The organism is Streptomyces sp. NPDC005931 (genome assembly GCF_042871235.1).
In the GTDB taxonomy this organism is placed as follows: Bacteria; Actinomycetota; Actinomycetes; order Streptomycetales; family Streptomycetaceae; genus Streptomyces.
Genome location: NZ_JBIAIG010000005.1, coordinates 54,887 through 80,479, shown reverse-complemented (window position 1 = coordinate 80,479; position 25,593 = coordinate 54,887). Strand labels below are relative to the sequence as shown.

Annotated in this window: 18 protein-coding genes and 1 other RNA gene; 6 read left to right on the top strand and 13 right to left on the bottom strand. The window is 73.6% G+C overall.

The window, feature by feature from the left end; all coding sequences use genetic code 11:
- Nucleotides 1-76 precede the first annotated feature (76 nt).
- The 4 genes from ACFYOV_RS14535 to ACFYOV_RS14520 form a co-directional block, all read right to left on the bottom strand.
- Nucleotides 77-1,972: an ABC transporter ATP-binding protein gene (locus ACFYOV_RS14535; RefSeq protein WP_389087245.1), complete on the bottom strand. Its 1,896-nt coding sequence runs from the start codon at nucleotides 1,970-1,972 to the stop codon at nucleotides 77-79.
- Nucleotides 1,973-2,586: 614 nt separating this feature from the next.
- Nucleotides 2,587-4,764, bottom strand: coding sequence for a polysaccharide deacetylase family protein (locus tag ACFYOV_RS14530; protein ID WP_389087242.1), 2,178 nt, complete (start codon nucleotides 4,762-4,764; stop codon nucleotides 2,587-2,589).
- Nucleotides 4,764-6,458 carry a hypothetical protein gene (locus tag ACFYOV_RS14525; protein ID WP_389087240.1) on the bottom strand — a complete coding sequence of 565 codons (1,695 nt, stop codon included), beginning with the start codon at nucleotides 6,456-6,458 and terminating at the stop codon, nucleotides 4,764-4,766. Before ACFYOV_RS14525 ends, ACFYOV_RS14530 begins: the two co-directional genes overlap by 1 nt.
- A 261-nt stretch (nucleotides 6,459-6,719) precedes the next feature.
- Nucleotides 6,720-7,688 (bottom strand): LysR family transcriptional regulator, encoded by a 969-nt coding sequence (locus tag ACFYOV_RS14520; protein WP_389087237.1) that lies wholly within the window; start codon nucleotides 7,686-7,688, stop codon nucleotides 6,720-6,722.
- Nucleotides 7,689-7,771: 83 nt separating this feature from the next.
- On the opposite strand from ACFYOV_RS14520, the gene ACFYOV_RS14515 reads away from it, so the two are divergent.
- From ACFYOV_RS14515 to ACFYOV_RS14505, 3 genes are all read left to right on the top strand, one after another.
- Nucleotides 7,772-9,079, top strand: coding sequence for an MFS transporter (locus ACFYOV_RS14515; RefSeq protein ID WP_389087235.1), 1,308 nt, complete (start codon nucleotides 7,772-7,774; stop codon nucleotides 9,077-9,079).
- A gap of 131 nt (nucleotides 9,080-9,210) precedes the next feature.
- Nucleotides 9,211-9,432 carry a LacI family DNA-binding transcriptional regulator gene (locus ACFYOV_RS14510; protein ID WP_389087232.1) on the top strand — a complete coding sequence of 74 codons (222 nt, stop codon included), beginning with the start codon at nucleotides 9,211-9,213 and terminating at the stop codon, nucleotides 9,430-9,432.
- A complete protein-coding gene (locus ACFYOV_RS14505) occupies nucleotides 9,423-9,806 on the top strand; it encodes a hypothetical protein (protein ID WP_389087231.1) in 384 nt (127 codons plus the stop codon). The genes ACFYOV_RS14510 and ACFYOV_RS14505 overlap by 10 nt, the downstream gene beginning before the upstream one ends.
- A gap of 115 nt (nucleotides 9,807-9,921) precedes the next feature.
- On the opposite strand, the gene ssrA is transcribed toward ACFYOV_RS14505, so the two are convergent.
- From ssrA to ftsE, 5 genes are all read right to left on the bottom strand, one after another.
- Nucleotides 9,922-10,325, bottom strand: a transfer-messenger RNA (tmRNA) gene (gene ssrA, locus ACFYOV_RS14500).
- 175 nt (nucleotides 10,326-10,500) lie between these two features.
- On the bottom strand, nucleotides 10,501-10,980 hold the full coding sequence (gene smpB, locus ACFYOV_RS14495) for an SsrA-binding protein SmpB (protein ID WP_389087228.1): 480 nt from the start codon (nucleotides 10,978-10,980) through the stop codon (nucleotides 10,501-10,503).
- A 70-nt stretch (nucleotides 10,981-11,050) separates the two neighbouring features.
- Nucleotides 11,051-12,211, bottom strand: coding sequence for a S41 family peptidase (locus ACFYOV_RS14490; protein ID WP_389087226.1), 1,161 nt, complete (start codon nucleotides 12,209-12,211; stop codon nucleotides 11,051-11,053).
- A gap of 67 nt (nucleotides 12,212-12,278) precedes the next feature.
- Entirely contained in the window at nucleotides 12,279-13,196 is a 918-nt protein-coding gene (gene ftsX / locus ACFYOV_RS14485) for a permease-like cell division protein FtsX (RefSeq protein WP_389087223.1), read from the bottom strand.
- A gap of 29 nt (nucleotides 13,197-13,225) precedes the next feature.
- On the bottom strand, nucleotides 13,226-13,915 hold the full coding sequence (gene ftsE, locus ACFYOV_RS14480) for a cell division ATP-binding protein FtsE (RefSeq protein ID WP_389087221.1): 690 nt from the start codon (nucleotides 13,913-13,915) through the stop codon (nucleotides 13,226-13,228).
- Between the two features lie 274 nt (nucleotides 13,916-14,189).
- Here ftsE and ACFYOV_RS14475 point away from each other — a divergent pair, with 274 nt between their 5' ends.
- Nucleotides 14,190-14,381: a hypothetical protein gene (locus tag ACFYOV_RS14475; protein WP_389087218.1), complete on the top strand. Its 192-nt coding sequence runs from the start codon at nucleotides 14,190-14,192 to the stop codon at nucleotides 14,379-14,381.
- A gap of 124 nt (nucleotides 14,382-14,505) precedes the next feature.
- On the opposite strand, the gene ACFYOV_RS14470 is transcribed toward ACFYOV_RS14475, so the two are convergent.
- From ACFYOV_RS14470 to ACFYOV_RS14455, 4 genes are all read right to left on the bottom strand, one after another.
- Nucleotides 14,506-15,156: a hypothetical protein gene (locus ACFYOV_RS14470; protein WP_389087216.1), complete on the bottom strand. Its 651-nt coding sequence runs from the start codon at nucleotides 15,154-15,156 to the stop codon at nucleotides 14,506-14,508.
- Between the two features lie 307 nt (nucleotides 15,157-15,463).
- Nucleotides 15,464-16,570: a peptide chain release factor 2 gene (gene prfB / locus ACFYOV_RS14465; RefSeq protein ID WP_389087213.1), complete on the bottom strand. Its 1,107-nt coding sequence runs from the start codon at nucleotides 16,568-16,570 to the stop codon at nucleotides 15,464-15,466.
- A gap of 78 nt (nucleotides 16,571-16,648) precedes the next feature.
- Nucleotides 16,649-17,887 (bottom strand): serine/threonine-protein kinase, encoded by a 1,239-nt coding sequence (locus ACFYOV_RS14460; RefSeq protein ID WP_389087211.1) that lies wholly within the window; start codon nucleotides 17,885-17,887, stop codon nucleotides 16,649-16,651.
- A 129-nt stretch (nucleotides 17,888-18,016) separates the two neighbouring features.
- Nucleotides 18,017-19,708, bottom strand: a complete 1,692-nt coding sequence (locus ACFYOV_RS14455; RefSeq protein WP_389087207.1) for a serine/threonine-protein kinase — start codon at nucleotides 19,706-19,708, stop codon at nucleotides 18,017-18,019.
- A 491-nt stretch (nucleotides 19,709-20,199) separates the two neighbouring features.
- Here ACFYOV_RS14455 and ACFYOV_RS14450 point away from each other — a divergent pair, with 491 nt between their 5' ends.
- A complete protein-coding gene (locus ACFYOV_RS14450; RefSeq protein ID WP_389087908.1) occupies nucleotides 20,200-23,856 on the top strand; it encodes an FHA domain-containing protein in 3,657 nt (1,218 codons plus the stop codon).
- Between the two features lie 317 nt (nucleotides 23,857-24,173).
- Nucleotides 24,174-25,592, top strand: a complete 1,419-nt coding sequence (locus ACFYOV_RS14445) for an ABC transporter substrate-binding protein (RefSeq protein ID WP_389087205.1) — start codon at nucleotides 24,174-24,176, stop codon at nucleotides 25,590-25,592.
- Nucleotide 25,593: the final 1 nt, after the last annotated feature.

Sequence of the window (25,593 nt, the reverse complement as noted above, 5' to 3'; positions counted from 1 at the left end):
GAGGTGTCGGCGCTGCCGGGGCTGCCGGGGCAGTCCGGCCGCGGGGGCCCCGGGGGCGCCCGGCGGTCGGCGGTCCTCAGCGGTCCTTGGCCAGAGCCACGAGCTCCGCGAAGAGACCGCCGGCGTCGACGAGGTCGTCGTACCGGCCCTGTTCGGTGATCCGGCCGTGCCGCATGACCACGATCCGGTCGGCGAGACGGGTGTTCTCCAACTGGTGGGTGACGACGATGGTCACCCGCTCCGCGGCGATCCGTCTGATCTCCAGGAAGATCTGGTGCTCGCCGCGGGGGTCCATCTGCGAGGTCGGCTCGTCCAGGATCAACAGGGGTGTGCGCCGGTAGAGGGCGCGGGCGCAGGCCAGGCGCTGCCACTGGCCGCCGGACAGCTCGGCGCCGCCGAACAGCTCGCGTGCCAAGAGGGTGTCGAGCTGCCGGGGCAGTTTCTCGATGGCCTCGCGCATGCCGACGGCGTCGACGGCGCCCCACACGGGGCCGTCGTCGAAGGTGCGGGGCTGGCCGAGGGTGATGTTCTCCCGGGCGCGCAGGGGCCAGCAGGCGAAGTTCTGCGGGACCAGTGCGGTGCGCTTCCACACCGACTCGGGGTCGGCGTCGGCGAGGTCGGTGCCGTCCCACAGGACGCGGCCCTTGTCGGCGAGCAGGATGCCGGTGATGAGCTTGGTGAGGGTGGACTTGCCGGAGCCGTTCTCGCCGACGACGGCCAGGATCTCGCCGCGGCGCAGGGTGAGGGAGACGCCGGCCACGGCGGGCTCCTCCTTGCCGGGGTACTGGTAGGCGACCTCGTCGAGACGGATCTCGTCCACCTGCTCCGGGATGGTCAGGTCTCCCCGGTCCGGGGCCTGTTCCGCCGCGGTGTCGAGGAAGGACCGCATGTCGGCGAGGTAGAGGGAGGTGTGGAACAGGGCGGCGCCGTGGAGGACGACCTGCGACAGGGCGGCGAGCGCGGTCTGGACGCCGACCACGGCGGTGGCGGCGACCGGCAGGCCGACCCGGCCGGTGGAGGCGAGCCAGGCGAGGGCCGCCCAGGTGAGCAGGAGGAACAGACCGCCCACGGCGGAGGTCGTCAGGACGACGCGGAGCATGCGCGGTGCCGCGGTCAGGGTGCGCCGGTCGATGCGTTCGGACAGGGCGCGGTACCAGTAGGTGAGGTAGCCGGTCATGCCGTTGGCGCGGACCTCGTCGCCGTGCCGGGAGTAGGTGGCCCACCAGCGCATCATGCCGCGCACGTTGCGGTCGCCGACGTTGGCGTAGTGGGTCTCGTAGTCGATGCGGGCGGACAGCACGGCCCCGGCACCGGCGGGGAGCACGGCCAGGAACAGCAGCGGGAGCAGCATCCAGTGCAGTGCGGTGATCACACCGGCGGCGGCGATCATGCGGATCAGCGCGGACATGAACCGCTGGGCGTCCCTGACCATCAGGGTGGTGCGGGTGACGCCGACCTCGGCGGCCTCCTGCCGGTCGGCGAAGCCGTCCGTGCCGTACGCGGCCGCTTCCACGTGGCAGACCGCGGAGACCAGGGCGACGTCGGCCTCGGTGACCAGGCGGGGCGTGATCCGGCCGTCGGCGTAGGAGGCGAGGGCGCTGCTGATCCGGCCGATGGCCGCCGCGGCCGTGACCACCGAGAGGGCGGGGAGGGCGGCGTGCAGGCGTTCGGCCACCGTGCCGGCGCCGAGGAGGTGGGTCATGGCCGTCGCGGTGCATCCGAGGACGACGGCGGCCGCGGTCCCGGTGAGGACCTGGCAGGCGAAGAGCAGCACGACCCCGCGCCGGTCGACGTCCCACGCCATCCGTGTGGTGTCGCCGAGCACCGAGGGAAGACGGGCGCACATCTTGCGGAAGTCGGCTTCTTCCAGCGGATTCTTCCCGAACTTCCCCTCGTAGACGATGGTGGCCGGGGGCGGTGGAGGAGGTGTTCCGGAGCTTTCGGCAGAGGCGTCGGTCAGGGGCACCTGCATCCCTCCTTGGGGGTTGGCGCCGTGCCTGGATGGTCCGGCGGTGCCCGGCTCAACGAGGTGGGGAGCGAATCGAACACGCTCGATTCCGGTCGCTGCCGAAGCCCGGTATTCGGGGGCGCCGACCCTGCGGCAGCGGTGCTGCCTGGCTTCCCGCGGGACGGGGGTTGGCCGAAACGCCGATGCTTGGTGCAGGTGTGGCTGGCGGGTTTCCCAAAGCGGGGGCGGGGCTGTCCGTGGGGTGGGTCGGTCCCGGTCGGTCCGCCGGCCAGGAACCGGCCGGGCGACTGGGTGTGAACCGGGCCGGGGACGGCGACCGCACCCTGCCACCGACGATCATCGCCTGCCCGGCGGACACTCCCGACGAGAAGCCGGCCGGCGGACAGGTCGTCGACAAGCCGTCCGTCCGCAGCCGTGGTGCCGGCTGCCACGCCAGGTGGAGACTTCGCCGGTGCCACCGGCCCGCACCGCCCGGCCGTCCCGCTCCGAGCCCTGCCCCTGGTCGGGCGGAGGGCGAGCCGGATCCCGTCGAGCGGATCGTCCGGTCCGTCGGAGGGTGCCGCGGGCAGGGCGCCCCGATCCGGGAGCGGCCGGCCCGCGGGAGGTCCGGGCGGGGCTCACCCCACCGGCTGGGGCGGCTGCGCCGAGGCACCCGGCGGGGCCGAGACGCCGCCCTTGCGCCGCAGCTTCTGCCAGCGCAGCCGGCCGCCGGTGAGCGCCGTGATCCAGGACTGGAGCAGCACCACGTACATGAGCTGCCGGTACAGGATCTGCTGGAGCGGCAGCGAGAGCAGGGGGGTCAGTTTCTCGCGGTCGAGGACGAAGGCGTAGGCCGCGCAGGCCGCCTGGATGGCGAGGACGCCGAACCAGGCCACGATCGTCATGCCGGTCGGGCCGAAGATCAGGCCGTAGACCAGGAACACATCGATCAGCGGGGCCAGCAGCGGGGCCAGGACCATGAAGAGCGACACCAGGGGCAGCCCGACCCGGCCGAAGCGGCCCGAGGGGCCCCGCTCCACCAGGGCGCGGCGGTGCTTCCAGATGGCCTGCATGGTGCCGTAGGACCAGCGGTAGCGCTGGGACCACAGCTGCTGCACGGACTCCGGGGCCTCGGTCCACGCGCGGGCGTTCTCCGCGTAGACCACCCGCCAGCCGTCGCGGTGGATGGCCATGGTGATGTCGGTGTCCTCGGCGAGCGTGTCGTCGCTCATGCCGCCGACCCGCTCCAGCGCCGAGCGGCGGAAGGCCCCGACGGCGCCCGGGATGGTGGGCATGCACTGGAGGATGTCGTACATGCGGCGGTCGAGGTTGAAGCCCATCACGTACTCGATGTGCTGCCAGGAGCCGATCAGCTTGTCCTTGTTGCCGACCTTGGCGTTGCCCGCGACCGCACCGACGCGCGGGTCGCCGAAGGGCTGCACGAGCTCGCGGACGGTGGTCGGCTCGAAGACGGTGTCGCCGTCCATCATCACGATGATGTCGTAACGGGCGTTGGCCACACCGCGGTTGAGCGCGGCCGGCTTGCCCGCGTTGAGCTGGCGGACCACCCGGACGTTCGGCAGGCCCAGGGACTCCACGATCCGTGCGGTGCCGTCGCTGGAGCCGTCGTCGATGACGATGACCTCGATCGGATGGTCGCTCGCCATGAGGGAGCGGACCGTGTTCTCGATGCACTTGGCCTCGTTGTACGCCGGGACCAGCACCGACACCGGTTCGGTGACCGGCGGGCCCCAGGCGAAGCCGCGGCGGCGCACCCTGCGGGCGTGCACGGCGGACAGCACGAGCATCGACACGAAGCGGGCGATGACCAGGAAGCCGACGATCGCGAGGCCCACCACCAGGAAGCCGGTGATCTTCTCCGAGGCCTGGACCAGGAAGACCCAGGCCTTGCCCTTCCACAGGTCGGGTCCGCTGACCGGGCTGTGCGCGCTGGGCGCGTCGAGGGCCCCGGTGAGGTTGTGGAACGAGTAGCCCTTGTCCTTCAGGTCGGGCAGCATCCGGTCCAGCGCCTGCACGGTCTGCCGGCGGTCGCCGCCGGAGTCGTGCATCAGGATGACGCCGCCCTTGCCGTCCCGGGGCGTGGAGCGGCGGATGATCTCGTCGACGCCGGGCTGGCGCCAGTCCTCGCTGTCGGCGGTGTTGATGACCGTGATGTAGCCGCGGTCGCCGATGTACTGCGCCACTTCCCAGGAGTTGTTGTCCATCGCGCCGGCCTGTGAGGAGTACGGCGGCCGGAACAGGGAGGTGCGGATGCCCGCGGCGCCCGTGATGGCGAGCTGGGTCTGCGACAGCTCCCAGTCGATGCGCTTGTCGGACTGGAGGGAGAGGTCGGGGTGGTTGAAGGTGTGCAGGCCGATCTCGTGGCCCTCCTCGACGATGCGTTCGACGAGGTCGGGGTGGCGGGAGGCCATGGTGCCGGTGACGAAGAACACGGCGTGCGCGTCGTGCTTCTTCAGCACGTCCAGGACCCGGGGGGTCCACTCCGGGTCGGGGCCGTCGTCGAAGGTGAGCACGAGACGGCGGTCGGGCACGCGCAGGGTCTCGGTGCGATCGCCCCGGGTGTCGATGACCGGGCCGCCCTTGAGGATCTTCTCGGGCACCTTGTCGGCGGTGGTGGAGGGCTGGACGCGGTGATCGGCGAGGATCTCGCTGTGCACGAAGCCGCGCAGGATCAGCATCGCCATCAGGGCGGCGAGGACGAGCACCGGCAGCAGCAGGCGCAGGGGCAGGCGGCGACGCCGGAGGCCGCCACGGGCTCCGGTCGCGGGCCCGGGACGGCGGGTGCGGATTGCCATCAGAGGACGTGCTCCGTGGAGGGTGCGGCGAGGGTGTCGGACGGGTCCGGCTGCGCGGCAGGGCTCTCTGCGGCGACTGCGGGCGGATCGGCGGGGGCGCCGGCGACATCGGCGCCGGTGACGTCACCGCCTCCGGTGGGCTCGGTCGGCTCGGGGTCGGGTTCCAGCGCCGGCGTCGAGACGGGGGGCGGCGCGTCCGGGGTGGGGGGCGGTGCCGCCGGGGTGGGGTCGTCGTCACCCGCGGCCGGCTTCTGGGTGGTGCCGGTCGGAGTGGGGGTGGGGTCCGTGGTGCGGCCCGGCCGGTCCGGGGCGCCGGTGGCCCCTGCGGCGGGCAGGCTGGCGCCGGGCGACGGGAGTCCGGAGCTGCCGTCGGTCGGCTCGGTGCCCGGCTCCAGGCTGGCGCCGGAACCGGCGGACGCGGCCGGCTCCTCGGGCTCGGTCGAGGTGTCGACCTTCCCGGCGGGCTGCTGCTGACCCGGGACGGGCAGCCAGGGGGCGTCGGAGTTGCCGGACAGCAGGGTGACGACCATGACGACGGCGTACGCGGCGCAGGCGAGGGCGACGGTCAGGCCGATGCGGCGGAAGCGCCTGCTGCGGCGACCGGACTCGTCGACGAACACGGGCGCGTCGGCGCTCTCACCGCCCGCACCGGGTCGCCCGACCGGCCGCAGCACGCCGTCGCCGAACTGCACGGCGTCGAGCTGGACCGTGACCTCGTGCGGATCGTGGTTCGCCTCCAGGGGCCCGTCCTCCTCCTGCCAGGGGTCGCGCACGGGGGCCGCGGCGGCGGCGGTTCCGGGGCCGGAGGCCGTGACGCCGGACGGCGCGACGGCGGAACCGGGGCCGGACGGCGCGACGGCGGATCCGGGGGCCGAGGGCATGACGGCGGTCTCCGCGGGGGGACGCGGGCCGGCCGCGGGGGAGGTGGGCCAGGTCACCTTGGCGGTGGGTGCGTCGGCACCGCGGGGCCCGGGCACGGCGGGCGCGGCGGTCTTCTCCGAGGGCTCGGCGGTCCTGCGGAGGGCGTCGACGCGCAGGGCGGTCGTCCGCTCGGCGGCCTTCTCCCCGCCCGGACGTTCCCCGGCGGCGCTCCCGGAGGAACGCGCGGCACCGTCCCGGGCACCGCTCCTGCCGACGGCCTCCGAGCCGCTCCCGCGGCGGGCGGCAGCCTCGGACGCACGCGACGCGCCGTCCTCCGCGCCGGTGCCGTCGGCCGGCCCGGCGGTGCTCCGGCGCCCCTCGGCGACAGCCCCGGAGGGGCGTGCCGCGTCGCGTGGGTCGATGCGCAGGGCCGTCGTCCGGTCCGCGGCCCGCCGGTCGCCCTCGCGGGGCGCGGGGGCCGCCGCGTCCGTCGTCTCCGCCTTGTTCCTGTCGTCCGCCGTGCTCACCTTGTTCAACACGCTCGTGGTGTGCGCAGCGTTCAGCGGGCGCGTCGCGGGCACGGCGTCGGCCGGCTCCTGCGGCGCCTCGCGCCGGTCGGTGGCGCTCCGGGCGGTGAGGTCGGGACGGTCCGCGAAGCGGGGGGCGCCGCGCAGCACCTGGGTCCTGTCGTCCCCGCTGGAGAACACGCCGAGACGGGCCCAGCGGGCCTCGAGGTCGTCGAGCGCGCCCCCGACACCGGTCCCTGCAACGTCATCGTCGGGCCCGGAGCCACCGCGCCCGGGGACGGTCCCTACGGCCCCGCGGTCGCTCACCCTCGGGTTCTCCTGGCGCTCCTCGGTCGCCGATGCGACCTCGGGCCCTTCCGGTTGGGCGTCTTCTCGCCACTTTTCCACGCGTACGCACTTCCCCCCACGGACCAATAAACGGGTGCGCACGCGACCGAGCACTCGCCGCCGGACCGAGCCCCCACCCAGTCCCCGCGCCCCGTTTATCACACTGTGCTCGGGCGTCGAATGTAGCGCACGCGGAGGTTCCGTGTTCGCGTCCCGCTCATTCGTAGCAGTCGTGAGACATCACGCGGACGCCATGACGACAGAATCGCTGTCCGGAATCCACCCGTCCCGCGGCCTGCGCAGCCACCCCTCCTCCGCGGCCAACTCCGCCACCGCCCGCCGGAGTCGGTCCAGAGCGGGGTGAACCATCCCCTTCCTCCACACCAACGACACGGGCGACAGCGGGACGGGGTCGACGAGGGGCCGCAGCACCGTCGAGGGCAGGGCCGGGAAGTCCACCACGGCGAGGATCGGGTTGCGCGTCCTCGCCATGATCCGCTGGAACTCCTCGTCCCCGACGGCGAGCGGGGCGGGCGGCGCGAGGGCGATGTCCCGCCCCGCGAACAGCAGCCGGGCGAGATCGGTCCACTCGGGCGTGCGCGGGTTCCCGTCCCCGGCGTACACCGTCTCCCCGGCCAGCGCCTCCAGCGGCACCGCGTCCAGTGCGGCCAGCCGGTGGCCCTCGGGCAGGAGGACCGCCATCGGCTCGTACCGCACGGGCTGCTGCTCCAGTCCCGCCCGCAGCGCCGGCGCGAGCCCCGCGAACCGGCCGAACGAGGCGTCCAGCCGCCCGGCGAGCACCTCGCTCGCGGCCCAGGTCAGTCCGCTCTCGTAACGGGCCATCAGTTCGTGGTCCGGGGCGAGCTCCCGGGCACGGTGCAGCACCCGGCGCGGCGTCGCGAGGCCCGGCGAGTTGAGGTCCACCAGCAGCGGTCCGGCCTGCCCCGCGGCGGCGAGCAGGTCGTCCTGCGCCTGGAGGACCCGGCGCGCGTACGGCAGCAGCCGCCCTCCGTCCGCGGTGAGCGTCACCTGACGGGTGGTGCGCACGAACAGTTCGCTGCCCAGTTCGCGCTCGAGCCGCCGTACGTCCCGGCTGAGCGCCTGCTGGGCGACGTAGAGGCGGGTCGCGGCGCGGGTGAAGTGCAGTTCCTCGGCGACGGTGACGAAGGCCCGCAGGAGACGCGGGTCGAGGTGGGCGGGGGCGGGCATCCGGCGAACTTACAACACGGGTGCGTGAATGAGCACGGGGAAGGTGTTGGACCGGCGCCGGGAGGTCGGGCGACTGTGTCGGCATGCCTCAGCCCACCCACCGGGACACTCCCCTGCTCACGGTCACCGCCGACACCCTCGTCGCCGCCGACTTCGGCCCGCGCCGCCGCGGCGGTGCCCGCGCCGAGGGGCCGTACGGCCGCCTGTTCGCGCTGCCCGGCACCCGCGCCTTCACGGCCGGGAACCTCGTCGCACGGCTGCCGATGGGCATGTTCAGCGTGAGCGCGGTCGTGATGATCGCCGGGACCCGGGGGTCGTACGCCCTCGCCGGCGCCGTCACCGCGACCGGCCTGGCGGCGACCGCCGTGGTCGCCCCGTGGATCGCCCGGCTGGTCGACCGCCACGGGCAGGCCCGCGTCGCCCTGCCCGCCACGGCGATCGCCGTGCTCGGCTCGCTGGCGCTGCTGCTGTGCGTGCGCCACGGCGCCCCCGACTGGACCCTGTTCGCCTCCTACGCCGCCACCGCCACGACCCCCAACACCGGCGGCATGTCCCGGGCGCGCTGGGCCCACCTGCTGGACGGGGACGCGAAGGCGCTGCACACGGCGAACTCCTTCGAACAGGCCGCCGACGAGCTGTGCTTCATGCTCGGACCGGTGCTCGCGGCCGTGCTGTGCGGGGCGCTCTTCCCGGAGGCGGGCACGCTCGTGGGCGCCGTGCTGCTGCTGACGGGCGTGCTGCTGTTCACCGCCCAGCGCTCCACCGAGCCGCCGGTGCTGCGGCGTCCGTCCGGGCGCGCCCCCCTCACCGCGCCCGGGATGCGCCCGCTGCTGGTGGTCTGCCTGGCCACGGGCGCGGTCTTCGGCGCGATGGAGGTGGTCACGATCGCGTTCGCGGACGCACAGGGCCACCGCACGGCGGCGGGTGCGGTGCTCGCGCTCCAGGCGGCCGGTTCCTGTGCGGCGGGGCTGCTGTACGGGGCGGTACGCCCGGCCGGGTCCGCGCGGTCCCTGCTGCCGTGGTGCCTGGCGGCGATGGCGGGGCTGATGACCCTGCCGCTGCTCGCCGCCGCCCTGACCGGTTCGCTCCTGCTGCTGGCGGGCGCGCTGCTGCTCGCCGGGATGGCGACCGCGCCGACGATGGTCACCACCATGACGCTGGTGCAGCGCAGCACGCCCGAGGGCCGGCTGAACGAGGGCATGACGCTGGCGGTGACCGGCCTGCTGGGCGGAATCGCCTGCGGCAGTGCGGCCGGCGGCTGGACGGTGGAGCACGTGTCGGCGCCGGCCGGGTACGGCGTCCCGGTGGCGGCGGCCGTCGCGGCGCTGGTCGTCTCGCTCGTCGTGTCCGGTGCGTCGAACCGCTCCACCGATTCCGGCGCACCCCATTGACGCCGCGGCACCTCCCCCTACCTTCACCCGTCGAACCGCTTCGACATGCTCATGATCACCGTGAGGGCCCGTCCGGCCCGACCACCCGGAGGCCGCACTCCCCGGACCGTGTCAGCGAGGGACCACCGACGGTGGGGATCACTGACGTGGCCCGGCGCGCCGGAGTCTCGCCCAGTACGGTCTCGTACGCGCTGAGCGGCAAGCGGCCGATCTCCGACGAGACCCGGCGGCGCGTCCGGGCGGCCGCCCTCGAACGTGGCTACCGGCCCCCGCCGCCCGGCGGGCCGCCCGGGGCGGCCCGAGGCCCGGGGTGCTGGCCAGGGCGGCTCCGCTGCGGACCGGCGTGGACCTGACGGTGATGACCCGGTTCGCGGTCTCGGTCGTCACGGCGGCCCGCGCCCACGGCCACGACGTGCTGCTGCTCACGCAGCCGGAGGACGGGGAGGGGATCGCACGGGTCGCCGGGGCGGGGTCGACCGACGCGCTGGTGGTGACGGACGTGCAGCTCCACGACCCCCGGCTGCCCTTGCTGCGCCGGCTACCGGTGCCGTGCGTCCTCATCCGGGTGCCCGCCGAGCCGGAGGGGCCCGAAGCCGGTGACCTCCTCGAGGGAGGCGGCGGAGGCGCGGGCCGGGAGGAGCAGGACGGAGAGGAGAGCGCCCAGGAGGGCGACCGGGACGGTGCGGCGCAGTGCGGCTCTGGTCTGCTGCATGGAAACGGAAGGTAGAAGCGCGAACGACCCCTCGATATGGGGCCGCCGCCCACACTGCACCCCACCGCCGTGTGGCCGCATGACACAGGCCCCGTCGCTCGAGGCGACGGGGCCTGTGCCCACATGGGGCTTGTGGAGATGGCGGGAATCGAACCCGCGTCCAACGGTGCGGAACCAGGGCTTCTCCGTGTGCAGTCGGCTGTGCTTTTCTCGGCCCCGGAGATCACGCCGACAAGTCTCCGACGGGCTCAGTCACTGTGTGGTTTCCCTCTTCACCCCGTGACCGGGATCGAGGTTTAGTCCCCTAGATGATGCCAGGATCCGGGTCGGGAACACCCCCGGGCTGACACTCCCTTAAGTGGGGGAGCCGCTGCTCGCTACCTGAAGATCAGGCAGCGAGGGCGAGCTCGCCCTGGGAGATGGATCGCTTGGAATTGGCGATTATTTTTTTCGGCCTGTGGTTTACGAGATCATGGCCGCTTCCTCGACACGCTTCCCCTGCTTCGACAGCCGCTGTCGAAACCGATCATCCCCATGTTGATTTCTCAAGGTGCGCACCCGCTGTGGGGTGCTGGGCCCATCGTACGTGACCAACGCCCGACGATGCCACCGTATTCCCGGCGGTCACCCCGCCGTGGTACCGGGTTCGACATCACCCGGCGCCGGCGCATTCCCCGGCCGCGCGGGCCGTTTCCCGGGTCGCTCCGGATCAGGCCCGCTGCTTGCGCCGGACCGCCGACACCGCCCGCTCGGCCTCACGCCGGTCCTGCTTCTCGCGCAGCGTCTGGCGCTTGTCGTACTCCTTCTTGCCCTTGGCCAGCGCGATCTCGATCTTCGCGCGCCCGTCCTTGAAGTAGAGGGAGAGCGGCACGATGGTGTGCCCCGTCTCCTGGGACTTGGACTCCAGCTTGTCGATCTCCGCGCGGTGCAGCAGCAGCTTGCGCTTGCGCCGGGCGCTGTGGTTGGTCCAGGTGCCCTGGCTGTACTCCGGGACGTGCACGTTGTGCAGCCACGCCTCGTGACCGTCGAGCTGGACGAAGCCGTCGACCAGGGACGCCCGGCCCTGCCGCAGCGACTTCACCTCGGTCCCGGTGAGGACCAGGCCGGCCTCGTAGGTGTCGATGATGAGGTAGTCGTGCCGCGCCTTCTTGTTCTGCGCGATCAGCTTGCGCCCTTTTTCCTTAGCCATAGTGCCGCCCATTTTCGCACTACGGAGGGGGTCGGCGGGAAGCGCATTATCGACCGGGGGCGGCCCGGCGCTACCGGCCCAGTCCGCTCAGGACCGTCCCGGCACGCTCCAGCGCCCCCTCGTCGGCCTCGAGGTCGGGGGTGATGCCCCGGCCGTCGACGGCGCGCCCGGAGGGCGTGCGGTAGTGGCCCACGGTGAGCTCGGCGACGGATCCGTCGGGCAGCTGGGTCGGCATCTGCACGGAGCCCTTGCCGAAGGTGCGCGAGCCCACGACGACGGCCCGTCCGCGGTCCTGGAGGGCGCCCGTGACCAACTCGGCCGCGCTCATCGTGCCCCCGTCGACGAGCGCGACCAGGGGCCGTGCGGTGTCGCCCCCGGGCTCGGCGTGCAGGGCGCGCTGCTCGCCCTCGACGTCGTACGTGGCGACCAGACCGCCGTCGAGGAAGGCGGAGGCGGCGGTGACGGCCTCGGTGACCAGACCGCCGGCGTTGCCGCGCAGGTCGAGGACGATGCCGGTGTCGGCCGGGGCCCTGCGCACGGCGGCGCGGACCTCCTCACCGGAGCCCTTGGTGAAGGCGTCCACCGCGACGACGGTGACACCGCGGGCGATCTCGCGGACGGTGACCGGGTCCTGGGAGAGCCTGGCCCGGCGCAGCGTCTCGGTCCACGCGCGCGGGCCGCGCTCCAGTCCGAGGCGGACGGTGCTGCCGGCCGCCCGGTCGGCGCCGTCGCCGCGCAACAGGGACACGACCTCGGTCACGGGGCGCCCGTCCACCGACGCGCCGTCGACGCTGCGCAGCCGGTCCCCCGCGCGGATGCCCGCCCGGGCGGCCGGCGTGCCCCGGCCGACCCTGGTGACCTCGATCCGGCCGCGGCGCTCGCGGGCCCACAGCCCGACGCCCGTGTAGTGGCCCTCGAGGGAGTCCTCGAACTCCTCGTACTCGCCCGGTGAGTAGACGGCGGCCCACCGGTCGCCGCTGCGGCTGACGGCGCGCTGGGCGGCCTCCATGGGCGAGGTTCCGTCGGTCACGGCCTCCTCGGCCGCCCTGGCGACGTCCGCGTGGTGACCGGCGGGCTCGGCCGAACGGGCGCCCTTCGCCGCGGACTTCCGGTCGTCCGCGGGAAGGCCGCCGGTGGCGGCACCGGCGACGAGCACACTCGCGAACACCAAGGTCAGGGCGGCCCCGCGGCGGTAGCGACGGGGCTGACAGAACAGGTCACGACCTGACATGCCGGTGAGTCTAGGACAACACAAAGGGGCGCACGGTCCCTTGGCCGCACGCCCCTCTTGGCAAGAGTCACACCTTCAGGTACTTGCGCAACGCGAAGAACGCCGCCAACGCCGGCATCAGCACACTTGTCGCGAGGATGAGCGGCAGCTTCGTCAGGACGGCGTCCCAGCCGATGAAGTTGATCAGGTTCAGCTTCTCGGACAGGGCCAGACCGTGGTCGATGATGAAGTACCGCCCGACGAGCAGGAACGCGCACGCGAGGGTGCCGCCGATGAGACCGGCGACCGCGGCCTCCATGATGAACGGCGCCTGGATGTAGAAGCCCGAGGCGCCGACCAGGCGCATGATCCCGGTCTCGCGCCGCCGGCTGAACGCCGACACGCGCACCGTGTTGACGATCAGCATCAGGGCGACGACCAGCATCAGGGCCATCACCGCGCGGGCGGCCCAGTTCATGCCGTAGAGCAGGCCGAAGAGGTTGTCCAGGATGCCCTTCTGGTCCTGCACGGACTGCACGCCGTCGCGCCCGTCGAAGGCGGTCGCGATGACCTGGTACTTCTCCGGGTCCTTCAGCTTGATGCGGTACGACTCCTGCATCTGGTCCGGCGTGAGGGAGCTGGCCAGCGGGGAGTCGCCGAACTGCTCCTTGTAGTGCTTGTACGCCTGGTCCTGCGACTCGTAGCTGACCGTGTCGACGACCGACATCTTCTCCAGGTCGGCCTTGATCTGGCTCTTCTGGTCCGCGGTCACCGCGCCCTTGGCGCAGTTGGGGTCCGACTCGGCGTCGCTCTTGTTGCACAGGAAGACGGAGACGTTGACCTTGTCGTACCAGTAGCCCTTCATGGTGCTGACCTGGTCGCTCATCAGGAGCGACCCGCCGAACAGGGCGAGCGACAGGGCGACGGAGACAACGACGGCGAAGGTCATCGTCAGGTTGCGGCGGAGACCGACGCCGATCTCCGACAGGACGAACTGGGCGCGCATGGCGTCTGGTTATGCCTTTCCGTGGAGCGTCAGTGCTGGTAGCCGTAGACGCCGCGTGCCTGGTCGCGGACGAGGCGGCCCTTCTCCAGCTCGATGACGCGCTTGCGCATCTGGTCCACGATGTTCTGGTCGTGCGTCGCCATCACCACGGTGGTGCCCGTCCGGTTGATGCGGTCGAGCAGCTTCATGATGCCGACGGAGGTCTGCGGGTCGAGGTTGCCGGTGGGTTCGTCGCAGATGAGCAGCTTGGGCCGGTTGACGAAGGCCCGCGCGATGGCCACGCGCTGCTGCTCGCCGCCGGAGAGCTCGCCCGGCATCCGCTCCTCCTTGCCGCCGAGCCCGACGAGGTCGAGCACCTGCGGCACGGACTTGCGGATCTCGCCGCGCGACTTGCCGATGACCTCCTGCGCGAAGGCGACGTTCTCGGCGACCGTCTTGTTCGGCAGCAGCCGGAAGTCCTGGAAGACCGTCCCCAGCTGGCGCCGGATCTGCGGCACCTTCCAGTTGGAGACGCGCGCGAGGTCCTTGCCCAGGACGTGCACCTGACCGTGGCTGGCCCGCTCCTCGCGGAGGATCAGCCGCAGGAAGGTGGACTTTCCGGAGCCGGAGGACCCCACGAGGAAGACGAACTCGCCCTTCTCGACCTCCAGGGAGACATCCCTGAGGGCGGGGCGGTTCTGCTTGGGGTAGACCTTGGAGACATTGTCGAATCGGATCACGGATGCACCACGGGTCGCCGGGGGTAGATGTGCGTGACCATACGCGAAGCGGAAGGGCGACTGCAGTCACCGGCAGGGGTTGCGCGGCACTTGCGCGAATTGTGAGTGATGTACGAGCGGCCCGCCGCCCCGCTCCGGGCGCGTCGGGCCCCGCCGCCGGGGGCAGGATACGGGGGGCCGCGCCGATTTCCGCCGAACCTGGCACAGTGGAGGGGGAACGTTCGCGGGGCCGCGGGCGTTCTGCAGAGGGAACCGGTGCAAGGAGGGCGAGCGCATGACGTACGACCGGCTGGTGTGCGCGAACTGCGCCGCGCCCGTGAGCGAGGGCCGGTGCCCGGTGTGCCGTGCGAACCGCGAGCGGATGCAGCAGGAGAACTTCTTCGCGGGCCTGAACCCGACGACGCTGATCGCGCTGCTCGTGATGCTGGTCGCGGCGGTGGCCCTGCTCGCCCACCAGACGGCCTGACCCGCCGGCCCGGACACCGCACGGACGCAGCGAGGGCCCGGAGCGCCATGGCGCTCCGGGCCCTTCGCCGTGAGTGGCATCCCTCACATCACGAACCGTGCGGTCCGTACGCGGGCGCTCACCGTCAGGCGGCGGCGCCGCCCCGGCCGGTCATGAGGCGCGGCAGCACGCGGAAGCCGATACCGCCGGCGATCATCGTGGCGGCACCGATCACCAGGAAGGTGGTCTCGGCGGCACCGGTCTCGGCGAGCTCGTCGCCGCTGCCCTGGGCGGAGGTGGCCGGGGCCTCCTCGCCGGTGTCGGTCAGGGCCGAGGAGCCCTGCTCCTGGGTGGAGGCGCCACCGTCGGGGTCGGCGGCGTTGCCGCCACCGCCGTTGCCGCCGCCGTTCCCGTTGCCCTCGCCGTTGTCGTCGCCCGGGTCGGACGGGTCACTGGTCGGCTTCTCCGGCTCGGCGGGCTCCTCCGGCTCGGTCGGCTCCTCCGTGGGGTCGGTGGGCACGTCCGTGACCGGCGGGGAGCTCGGGTCCTCGGGGATGCTGGTCGGCGGGTCGTCCGGCGTGGTGGGCGGGTCGTCCGGCGTGGTCGGCGGGTCCGTCGGGTCGTCCTCTTCGTCGAGGCCCACGCCGAGGCCGAGGTCGGCGCCGTCCTCGTTGACCCCGGCATTCACACCGATGTCCAGGGCGGAGGCCGCGCCGGCCGCGGTGAGCGAGGCGCCGGCCGCGATCACGGCGCCGGCCGCGATCCGTGCGACACGGATCCGCGTCTTCTTGGTCATGTGGTTGCTACCCCCAGTAGCTCATCGTCAGTGAGGCGGCGCCCGGGGCCGTGATCAACGGAGGCAGTTGCGGTGACGAGCCCCCGGTTCACATGCGCCCCAGAGATACGCATGCCACGCTTCACCCTTCCCATTTTTCAAGGCAGCGTCAAGGCCGTTGCTTCCGCGATGTCCAACTACGCGCGCTTTGCCGCCGGTTGAAGGGTGTGAGTGTGATGTAGAACCCAGACAACCGGGTACGGAAAAGGCAACTGCCGCCTCCGGGGCGGCAGTTGCCTTGTCGACAAAGCGCTGTCTGCGCGGGGGGTTACTTCTCCTGCTGCTTGCGCCAGCGAATCCCGGCCTCGAGGAAGCCGTCGATCTCGCCGTTGAACACGGCCTCGGGGTTGCCCACCTCGTGCTCCGTGCGCAGGTCCTTGACCATCTGGTAGGGGTGCAGCACGTACGACCGCATCTGGTTGCCCCAGGAGTTGCCGCCGTCGCCCTTGAGCGCGTCCATCTTGGCCTGCTCCTCCTGGCGGCGGCGCTCCAGCAGCTTGGCCTGCAGCACGTTCATCGCCGTGGCCTTGTTCTGGATCTGGGAGCGCTCGTTCTGGCAGGAGACCACGATGCCGGTGGGGAGGTGCGTGATGCGCACCGCGGAGTCGGTGGTGTTCACGCCCTGGCCGCCGGGGCCGGAGGACCGGTAGACGTCGATGCGCAGATCGCTCTCGTCGATGTCGACGTGGTCGGACTGCTCGACGACGGGGAGCACCTCGACGCCGGCGAAGGAGGTCTGGCGGCGTCCCTGGTTGTCGAAGGGCGAGATGCGCACCAGGCGGTGCGTGCCCTGCTCGACGGAGAGGGTGCCGTAGGCGTAGGGCGCCTGCACGGAGAAGGTGGTCGACTTGATGCCGGCCTCTTCGGCGTACGACGTCTCGATCAGCTCGGTCTTGTAGCCGCGCTGCTCGGCCCAGCGCAGGTACATGCGCTGGAGCTTCTCGGCGAAGTCGGCGGCGTCGACGCCGCCGGCCTCGGCGCGGATGTTGACGAGCGCCTCGCGGGAGTCGTACTCGCCGCTGAGCAGGGTACGGACCTCCATCTCGTCCAGCGCCTTGCGGACGGCGGTGAGCTCGGACTCGGCCTCCGCGCGGGTGTCCGGGTCGTCCTCCTCCTCGGCCATCTCGAACAGCACGGCGAGATCGTCGATCCGGCCGCGCAGCCCCTCGGCCTTCCTGACCTCGGCCTGGAGGTGGGAGAGCTTGCTGGTGATCTTCTGCGCCTCGTCCGGGTTGTCCCAGAGGGACGGCGCGGCCGCCTGCTCCTCGAGCACGGCGATGTCTGCCCTCATCCTGTCGAGGTCCAGAACGGCCTCGATCGACTCCATGGTCGAGGAGAGGGACTTGAGCTCTTCGGATACATCGACGACTGCCACGCCTCCAGCGTAACGGCTCCACCGGGCGAGCCACGCCGGGTGCGTGCGGGCGGGCCGGTGGGGGCGGTGACCGTGGCGTCAGGGGGAGGCCGGGGCGGAGTGGTGGGTGGTGTCGGGGGTGGGGGACGTCTCGTCGTCCGTGGCGGCCAGCCAGACGCCGATGCCCAGGGCCGCGGCCAGGGCCACCGCCGCCGCGGCCAGGGTCAGGCGGCGCCGGCGGGCGAGGGCACGGTTGCGGGCGGAGCCGGGCCGGGGGGCGCCCGCCGCCCGGGGGGCGCGGGCGGTGCCCCGGGCACCGCCGGCCAGCTCGTCGGGGCCCGGGACCCGCATCGAGGTGTGCGTGTCGCGGTTGGAGTCGGCCGGCTTCGCGCCCGGCACCAGCGGGACCGCGCCGCGGCGCCGCACCGGCTGCCCGGCGGCCGGGATCGCCGCGTCCTCCCGCGCCTCCTCCACCGGCTCGGTGTCCGGCTCGTCGACGTCCAGCGGGGGCATGCCCGCCAGCATCGGCAGCAGTTCCCGCAGCCGCGCCCCCAGCTCCGAGGCCCGCAGCCGCGACGCCGGGGCCTTGGCCAGGCACTGCACGAGCAGCAGCCACAGCTCGTCCGGGATGCCGGGGAGCGGCACCACCGTCTCCGTGACGTGACGGCGCAGGACCGCGCCGGGGTGTCCACCGCCGAACGGCGTGAAACCGGCGAGCAGCTCGTACAGGACGGTGGCCAGCGCGTAGATGTCCACCGACGCGCGCGGCGGCAGGCCCTCCACGATCTCCGGCGCCAGGTAGTCCGGCGTCCCGATGATCTTCGTGGCACGGGTCCGCCGCGGGGTGTCGATGAGCTTCGCCACCCCGAAGTCCGTCAGCAGCGCCCGGTGCGAGCCGCCCGGCCCGAGCGGGCCCTGCATGTCCAGCAGCACGTTCTCCGGCTTGACGTCCCGGTGCACGACCCCCGCCGCGTGCGCGGCGGCCAGGGCGTCCGCGACGTCGGCCACGATCGCCACCGCGGCCTCGGGCGCGAGCCGCCGCTCCCGGTCCAGACGGGTCCGCAGGTCCGTGCCGCGGACCAGGTCCATGACGAGCGCGAGGTCGTTGCCGTCCACCACCAGGTCGCGCACGGAGACGATGTGCGGGTGCTCCAGGCCGAGCAGCGCCGTCCGCTCCTGCACGAAGCGCCCGACGAGTTCCTGGTCGGACGACAGGTCCTCGCGCAGGAGCTTGATGGCCACGGGGCCCTCGGGCCCCTCCCCCAGCCACACCGTGCCGGCGCTGCCCCGACCGAGGATCTGGTGGGCGGTGTACCGGCTGCCGATCTTCCGTGCCAAGACTGCTCCTACCGACGCGTGTTGTCGCCAAAACTACGCGTCCGGGGAGCCGGCCTTCACAGCGGATACGGAAATCACCCGCTGGATGTCGACAAATCAGCAAACCCGGCGGCTTCCGGAGCTCGGCCGTCAGCCGGTGCCCGAGCCGCCGCCGGAGCCCCCGCCCAACTGCTCCAGCCAGTCCGTCGCCGTGCCGAACCAGTCGGTCAGCTGCTCCCAGTAGCCCTTGCCCGTGCCGATCCATTCCTGGAGCGGGCTCAGCTCCCAGATCAGCCAGCCGGCGACGAACAGGATGACGATCGTGAACAGACACCCCTTGAGGCAGCCCAGCCCGGGGATCCGCATCGGGTTGGCGCTGCGCTGCCGGGGCTCGCGGGCCGGGCGCCGGGGCTCGGGCTGCGGCGGCGGGGCGTAGCGCTGCGGCTGCGGCTGCGGGCGCTGGGGATGCGGAGGCGCGTAGGGCTGCGGCTGGTGCTGCTGCGGCTGGCCGTAGCCGGGGCCGGGCGGGGGCTGCCGACGGGGCTGCTGCGGGCGCTGCGGCTGCTGCTGCGGACGGGCGACCTGCCGCTGGGGGCGGCGGCGCAGCGGGTCCTGGCTCGGGTCGAGGTACTGGACCTGGGTCTGCTCGTTGCGGTCGCGTGCCGCGCGGAGCTGGTTCTGCCAGGGGTGCGGCTCCTCGGGGCCGGGCTGCCCCGGGCCGCCCTGCTGCCCGGGCGGCACCGGCGGCATGACGGCCGTCGGATCGGCCACGCCGCGGTGCGGCAGGACGGCGGTGGGGTCGGCGGCACCGGCCGGACCACCGGTCTGCGGCAGCACACTGGTCGCGCCGTTGGGGTCGTAGGCGCCCGCGCCGTGCGGCAGCACCTGCGTCGGGTCGGCGTCACCGGGCGCGCCGGGCACCGGCGCGGGCGCCGGGTCGGGCGCCAGGAGCGCGCCGACGCTCTCGGCGGCGGCGATCTGTGCGGAGTTCGCGTGCACGCCGATGCCGTCGGCGACGACGCGCAGGCCGCGGCCGAGGTTCTCGGCGCTGGGCCGCTCGTCCGGGTTCTTGCGCAGGCAGCGTTCGATGACCGTCCACAGCGGGTCGGGGACCGTGGAGGGGCGGCGCGGTTCGGCGCTGAGGTGCTGGTGCAGCACCTCCAGGGCGGAACCGCCGGAGAACGGCGGGCGGCCGGTGACCAGCTCGTACAGCAGGATGCCGGCGCCGTAGATGTCGACGGCCGAGGTCTGCGGGCGGCCCTCGGCGGACTCGGGCGCGACGTACGCGGGCGTGCCGACGAACTCGTGGGTGCGGGTCAGGCCCGGGGAGTCGGCGAGCCGGGCGATGCCGAAGTCGGTCAGCATCGGGTGCAGCTCGCCGCCGGTCTGCTTCAGCAGGACGTTGGCCGGCTTCAGGTCGCGGTGCACCACGCCGTCGGTGTGGCTGACGGCGAGCGCGTCGGCGATCTGCGCGGTCAGCAGCGAGGCGGCCACCGGGGTGAAGGGGCCGTTCTCGCGCAGGTGGCGGTGCAGGTCGGGGCCCTCGACGAGGTCCATGACCAGGGCCAGCAGATCGCCCTCGACGACCAGGTCGCGGACCCGGACGATGTTCGGGTGGGTCAGCCGGAGCAGGACGGAGCGCTCCCTGAGGAAGCGCATCACCACGTCGGCGTCGTTCGCGAGCTCCTCCTTGAGGACCTTGATCGCGACGGTTTCGCCGGGCTGTCCGGGCACGGCCGCCTCGGCGCCCGCGGTCTCCCGCTGGCGGGCTCGCCAGACGGTGCCCGTGGCGCCGCGTCCGAGCGGCTCCTCGAGCAGGTACTTGCTGCCTACCGGCCGCACGTCATGCGCTCCCTGCTGCTTGCTTGGCTGGCGTACACCGTGGTCCACCGTGCTGCGGAGTGTTCCGACCCACTGTAGTGCCGCCGCGCGGGACACCGGCCTGCCGACGTACAGCTGATGACGGCCGTCTTCACTTCGCTGCCTCGGCGTCGTCTTTCCGTGGGTCTTACGTACCGGTTCCCGTCCGTGTTCGAAGGAAAGACGCTCGACTCGTTCCGTTTGGTTGCCGCACGGCGGACGTGACCGATCTCAAGTCGACCCGAAACGATCATTCACAGGGCCCTGGTCAGGCATTTTTATGGGCAGAGCCGACCAATCAAGATCATTCGATGGCGGGCGGCGGGCGCGCTGTCGGTGGCAGGTGCGAGGATGCGTGCAGAACTGGCCGTACGTGCGCGTGTGGCGGTGGGGGAAGTCCGCGGTGGGGGACCGCGGGACGGCTTCGTCCCCCCGTGTCGCGGGCGCCCGCGCAGAAGGGACAGCTGACGGCGATGCAGATCCGGCTGACCGTCGTGGACCCGCTGGGCCCGTCCTCCCCCGCGCGGGACCGGGCCGCGAGCTGCGACGTGCTGGTCACGGCGCCCGCCGGCACCGCCCTGGCCGCGGTCGCCTCCGCACTGGCCTCGGCGGTCTCCGGCGCCGACGGCGCGTCCGGCACCTCCGGCACCCCGGTGCTGTACGCCGGTGACCAGCGGCTGGACGCCCAGCGCTGCACCCTCGGCGAGCCGCCCCTGATCGACGGCTCCGTGCTGTACGTGGGCGCCCCGGGCGAGCCCGAGCCGCATCCCGAGCTGGACGAGGCCCCGACCCGGCTGCACGTGGTCGCCGGTCCCGACGCGGGCGGGGTCCACCTGCTGCACGGCGGCGAGATCCGCATCGGCCGCTCCGCCGACGCGGACGTGCCGCTCGACGACCCGGACGTCTCCCGGATCCACTGCGCGGTCACGGTCGGACCCGACGGCCGCGTCGCGGTCGCCGACCTCGGCTCCACCAACGGCACGACCCTGGACGGCCGTCCGGTCGGCCCCGGCCCGGTCCGTTTCGCACCGGGGGCGCTCCTGCGGATCGGGGAGTCGGCGCTCCGGCTCACCCCCGCAGAGGGTCCGGGGGCGCGGGCGCGGACGACCCCGGACGGCGAGGGTCACGTCCGTGTGCCCGCGCCGCAGCGCGGGGAGGACACCGACGGTCCGGCGCACCCGCGCGCCACGGCGACGCCGGACGCGGTTCCGGACGGCGCCACCCACCACGGGCACGGTTCGGCGGGCTGGGCCACCCGTGGCACGTCACCGAACGGAGCCGGACCGGGCGAACCCCCGACGGTGCCGAGGCAGGGCGGGGCACCCGGTGTCGGAACCCGCGGGCCGGACGGCGTACCACCGGGCGCGGACGGACCCTCGGCGCGCTCGTCCGCCCGGGCGGACGAGCCGCGCATGCCCGGGGGACGCCGTGTCTCGCGGCCGGGGCCGGCCGGCGCGGACCCGCACCCGGCGCACACCGGGGACGCCCCGCTCCCGGCGGGTGCCGCGGAGGCCCCGCCGGACGGGCTGCCCCACACCGAGGGCACGGCACACTTCCCGGCCTTCCTTGCTGAACCGGCCGAGGGCACCTCGGCCACCACCCGCAGGGGCACCCCGCTGCGGGGGACCGACCTCCCGCAGCCGCCCGGCGGACGCAGGCGGGGCGGGCTCACCGCCTGGGCGCGGCGGCTGGCGGGCGGACGTCAGGAGCCGGAGGCGGTCCGACCGGACGGCACCGGCGAACCGGCGGCCGGTGCCGCACCCGAACCGCCGGTGCTCGCGCCGGGCCTGCCCGAGACCTGGCCGGACCCCGCCGCGCTGCTGCTGACGGCACTGGGCCCGGGCCCCCGGCTGTGGGAGCGCGGACCGGGGCACCCGGAGGCGCTGGCGGTGCGGCTCGGCACGGCAGACCGGGCGGCGCCGGACGGCTCGGGTCTGCTGCCCGCCGTACCGGTGACGTCGGGGCTGCGCGAGGTCGGCGCGCTGGGCCTGGCCGGTCCGCGCGAGCGGCTCGCCGGGCTGACCCGCGCGGTGCTCGCCCAGCTCGCCGCGCTGCACTCCCCCGACTCCCTGGAGATCGTCCTGATCGCCGCGGACCGTTCCCGCCCGCTGGAGGAGCGTTCCGCCGAATGGTCATGGCTCGGCTGGCTGCCGCATGTGCGCCCGGGGCACGGGCAGGACTGCCGTCTCCTCCTGGCCCACGACCGCGAACAGGCCACGGCCCGCGTCGACGAACTCCTGCGCCGCCTGGACGACCACGAGCACGGGACTCGGCACCCGCGGACGTCCCCGGCCGGCGGCTTCCCGCAGCAGGCGACCGGCACCGTACTGGGCCGGGCGAACGGCCTCGTCACCCGGCAGCCGACCGGCCGGGCCGCGGGCGGCACGGCCGGTGCCGCCCCGCGCGAGGTGGGCGGCCCGGTCCCCGGGGACGCCGCCGGTCGGGCGCCGTCCGGGTCCGTCCCCCGGCGGGCCCCCGACCCCGGGTCACCCGCCCGCCGCCCCTCCTGGGCCCGCGCGGACGACGACGGACCCGATGGGGCGGACGGGTTCACGGGTCCGTACGCCGTCGTCGTCGTGGACGGCGATCCCGGGGGCACCGATCTGCGGGAGGCCGTGGCGCGGCTGGCCGTGGAGGGGCCGCGGGCCGGGATCCACGTGGTGTGTCTCGCCGAGACGGCCGCCGCCTCCCCCGCGTCCCCCGTGACCGAGACCTACGAGGCGGCCTGCGCCGTGGCGCCGCCGTTCCGCGCGTGCGGTGCCGTCGCCCTGCTCAGCGGGGACGTGGCGACCGCCCTGCGGCTGGTGCGCGTCGCCCCGGCGGGCTCCGGGACCGCTCCCGGCCCCGTGGGCCACGGCACGGTCGCCACCGTCGACGCCGTCTCCCGCGCCTGGGCCGAGCGGTTCGCCCGCGCCCTGGCGCCGCTGCGCACCGACGGCCCCGCCGGTGAGCGGCACGCGCGCGTGTCGGCACCGCTGCCGCAGTCGGCGCGGCTGCTGGACGAGCTGGGCCTGGCCCGCGCCACCCCGGCCTCGCTGATGGCCCGCTGGGCGGACGCGGCCGACGACACGGAGGCGCTGGGCGGGCGCGTGACCGCCGTGCTGGGCGCCGGGCCGCGCGGTCCGGTCGTCGCGGATCTCGCCGCCGACGGTCCGCACCTGCTGGTCGAGGGACCACCCGGCAGCGGCCGTACGGAACTGCTGCGAGCGGTCGTCGCCTCGCTGGCCGCCGCCGAGCGCCCCGACCGACTGGCCGTCGTCCTGGTCGACGGCCGGGGCGGCACCTCGCCGGGCCCCGGGCACGGCGACGGTCTGCGCGTGTGCACGGACGTACCGCACGTCACCACCCACCTCGGTGCGAACGACCCCGTCCGCATGCGGGAGTTCGCCCAGTCGCTGAGCGCGGAGCTGAAGCGGCGCGCGGAACTGCTCGGCCGGTCCGACTTCGCGGAGTGGCACACCGGGCGCGAGCTGTCCGACCGCATGATCGCCCAGCGCACGGCCGCGTCGCGCCCCGCGCCGGGCACCGGCGACCACGACGGCGACCTGGAGAGTCCGCCCAGTTCGACGCTGCGCCTGCGGCCGGGGGCGGCCCGGCGCAAGACGGAGGCCGCGCCGCCACTGCCCCGGCTGGTCGTGGTGGTGGACGACCTGGACGCGCTGGTCTCCCCGGCGCTCGGGTCGCCGGGCAGGCCCGCGGCCGGATCGGTGATGCGCGCCCTGGAGGCCGTGGCCCGCGACGGTGCGCGGTTGGGCGTGCACCTGGTGACGGCCACCGGCCCGTGTGCCCGTACGGCCGAGACGGAGCCGGTGCGGCGGGCGTCCCTGCGGGTCGCGCTGGACGCGCCGGCGGCGGGCCCGGACGAGCCGGCGCCGGGGCGCGGCCGACTCATGCAGCGGGGCGGGCGGGTGACGCCGGTTCAGGGCGGCCGGGTCACGGGCCGCATCCCGCGCACGGCGACGCTGCGCCCGACGGTCGTCCCCCTGGAGTGGCACCGCATGGGCGACCCTCCGACCCGCCGCCCGGTCCGCGAACTCGGCAACGGCCCGACCGACCTGGCCCTCCTGGCCAGCGCCCTGGAACGGGCCGCCCGAGAGGTCTCGGCAGCCAAGGTCCCGTCCCTCCTGTAGCGCTGCGGCGTCGCCCGGCGGACTCCGCGGCGCGGAACCCGCCGACGCCGCCGTGACCGGACGCCGGGATCCCGCCCCCGCAGGGCCCGGTGTCACCCGTCACCCGGGCCCCTCCACTCACCCACGCCCCACCAACAACTTCCCTGCCACCACACGGATTTGCCCCCGTCGGCCCCCGGTCGCCCGCGGAGTCACGACGCGGTCACGATCTCCCGCTTGACACGCGACGCGCTCTTGCCGCCCTCGACCCCCCGGGCGTAGACCAGAGCGCACGGGACAGCGCTCGACGTTCGACGAGTACGAAGAACGGGGCAGTGATGCGCAGGACGAGCAGGATCATCCGGATACGCAGGTCGCCCGACAACCCCTCGGCAACTTTCCGCACCCGCAGAGCCGCGAGGGCCTCCGCGGCCTTCGTCGCGGGTGTGCTCGCGCTCTCGCTCACCGCGTGCGGAGGCGACGACGACGGCGGCAGCGACGACAACGACGGCGGCGGCAACCAGACCGGCGCCACGGTCACCCTCCCCAAGCTGAACGGCGAGAGCCTGGAGGTCGCCGCCGTCTGGACCGGCGTCGAACAGGCCAACTTCAAGAAGGTCCTCGCGGAGTTCGAGAAGCGCACCGGTGCCAAGGTGACGTTCGTCCCCGCCCAGGACCCGATCATCAACTTCCTCGGCTCGAAGATCGCCGGCGGCGCCCCGCCGGACGTGGCGCTGCTGCCACAGCCCGGCGCCATCAAGCAGGCCGTCGACAAGGGCTGGGCCAAGCCGCTCGGCGCCGAGGCCACCAAGGAGCTGGCGAAGAACTACTCGCAGGGCTGGCAGGACATCGGCAAGGTCGGCGGCAAGCAGTACGGCGTCTACTACAAGGCCGCCAACAAGTCGCTGATCTGGTACAACGCCCAGGTCTTCGAGAACGCCGGCGCGAGCGAGCCCAAGACCTGGGACGAGCTGCTCACCACCGCGCAGACGGTCTACGACTCCGGTGTCACCCCGTTCTCGGTCGGCGGTGCCGACGGCTGGACGCTGACCGACTGGTTCGAGAACGTGTATCTCTCCCAGGCCGGCCCGGAGAAGTACGACCAGCTCGCCCAGCACGAGATCAAGTGGACCGACCCGTCCGTGAAGGACGCGCTGACCACGCTGGCGGAGATCTGGGGCAAGAAGGACTACCTCGCGGGCGGTGCGAACGGCGCCCTCCAGACGGAGTTCCCGGCCTCGGTGACCCAGACCTTCACCGGCGGCGACCAGCCCAAGGCCGCCATGGTCTACGAGGGTGACTTCGTGCAGGTCAACATCGGCGAGACCGAGGCGAAGGTCGGCACGGACGCCAAGGTGTTCCCGTTCCCGCCGGTCGGCGACACCGCGCCCGTGGTGTCCGGCGGCGACGCGGCGGTGATCCTGAAGGACTCCAAGGCCGCGCAGGCCCTGGCCACCTTCCTCGCCTCCCCGGAGGCGGCGAGCATCCAGGCGAAGCTCGGCGGTTACCTGTCGCCGAACAAGAACGTGCCGAACTCCGCGTACCCGAACCCGGTGCAGCAGAGGATGGCCAAGGCACTCGTCGACGCCGGCGACGACTTCCGCTTCGACATGTCCGACCAGGCCCCGCAGGCCTTCGGCGGCACGCCGGGCAAGGGCGAGTGGAAGGCGCTGCAGGACTTCCTGAAGAACCCGAAGGACGTCGCGGGCACCCAGCAGCGGCTGGAGGCCGACGCGGCCGCGGCGTACGGGAACTGAT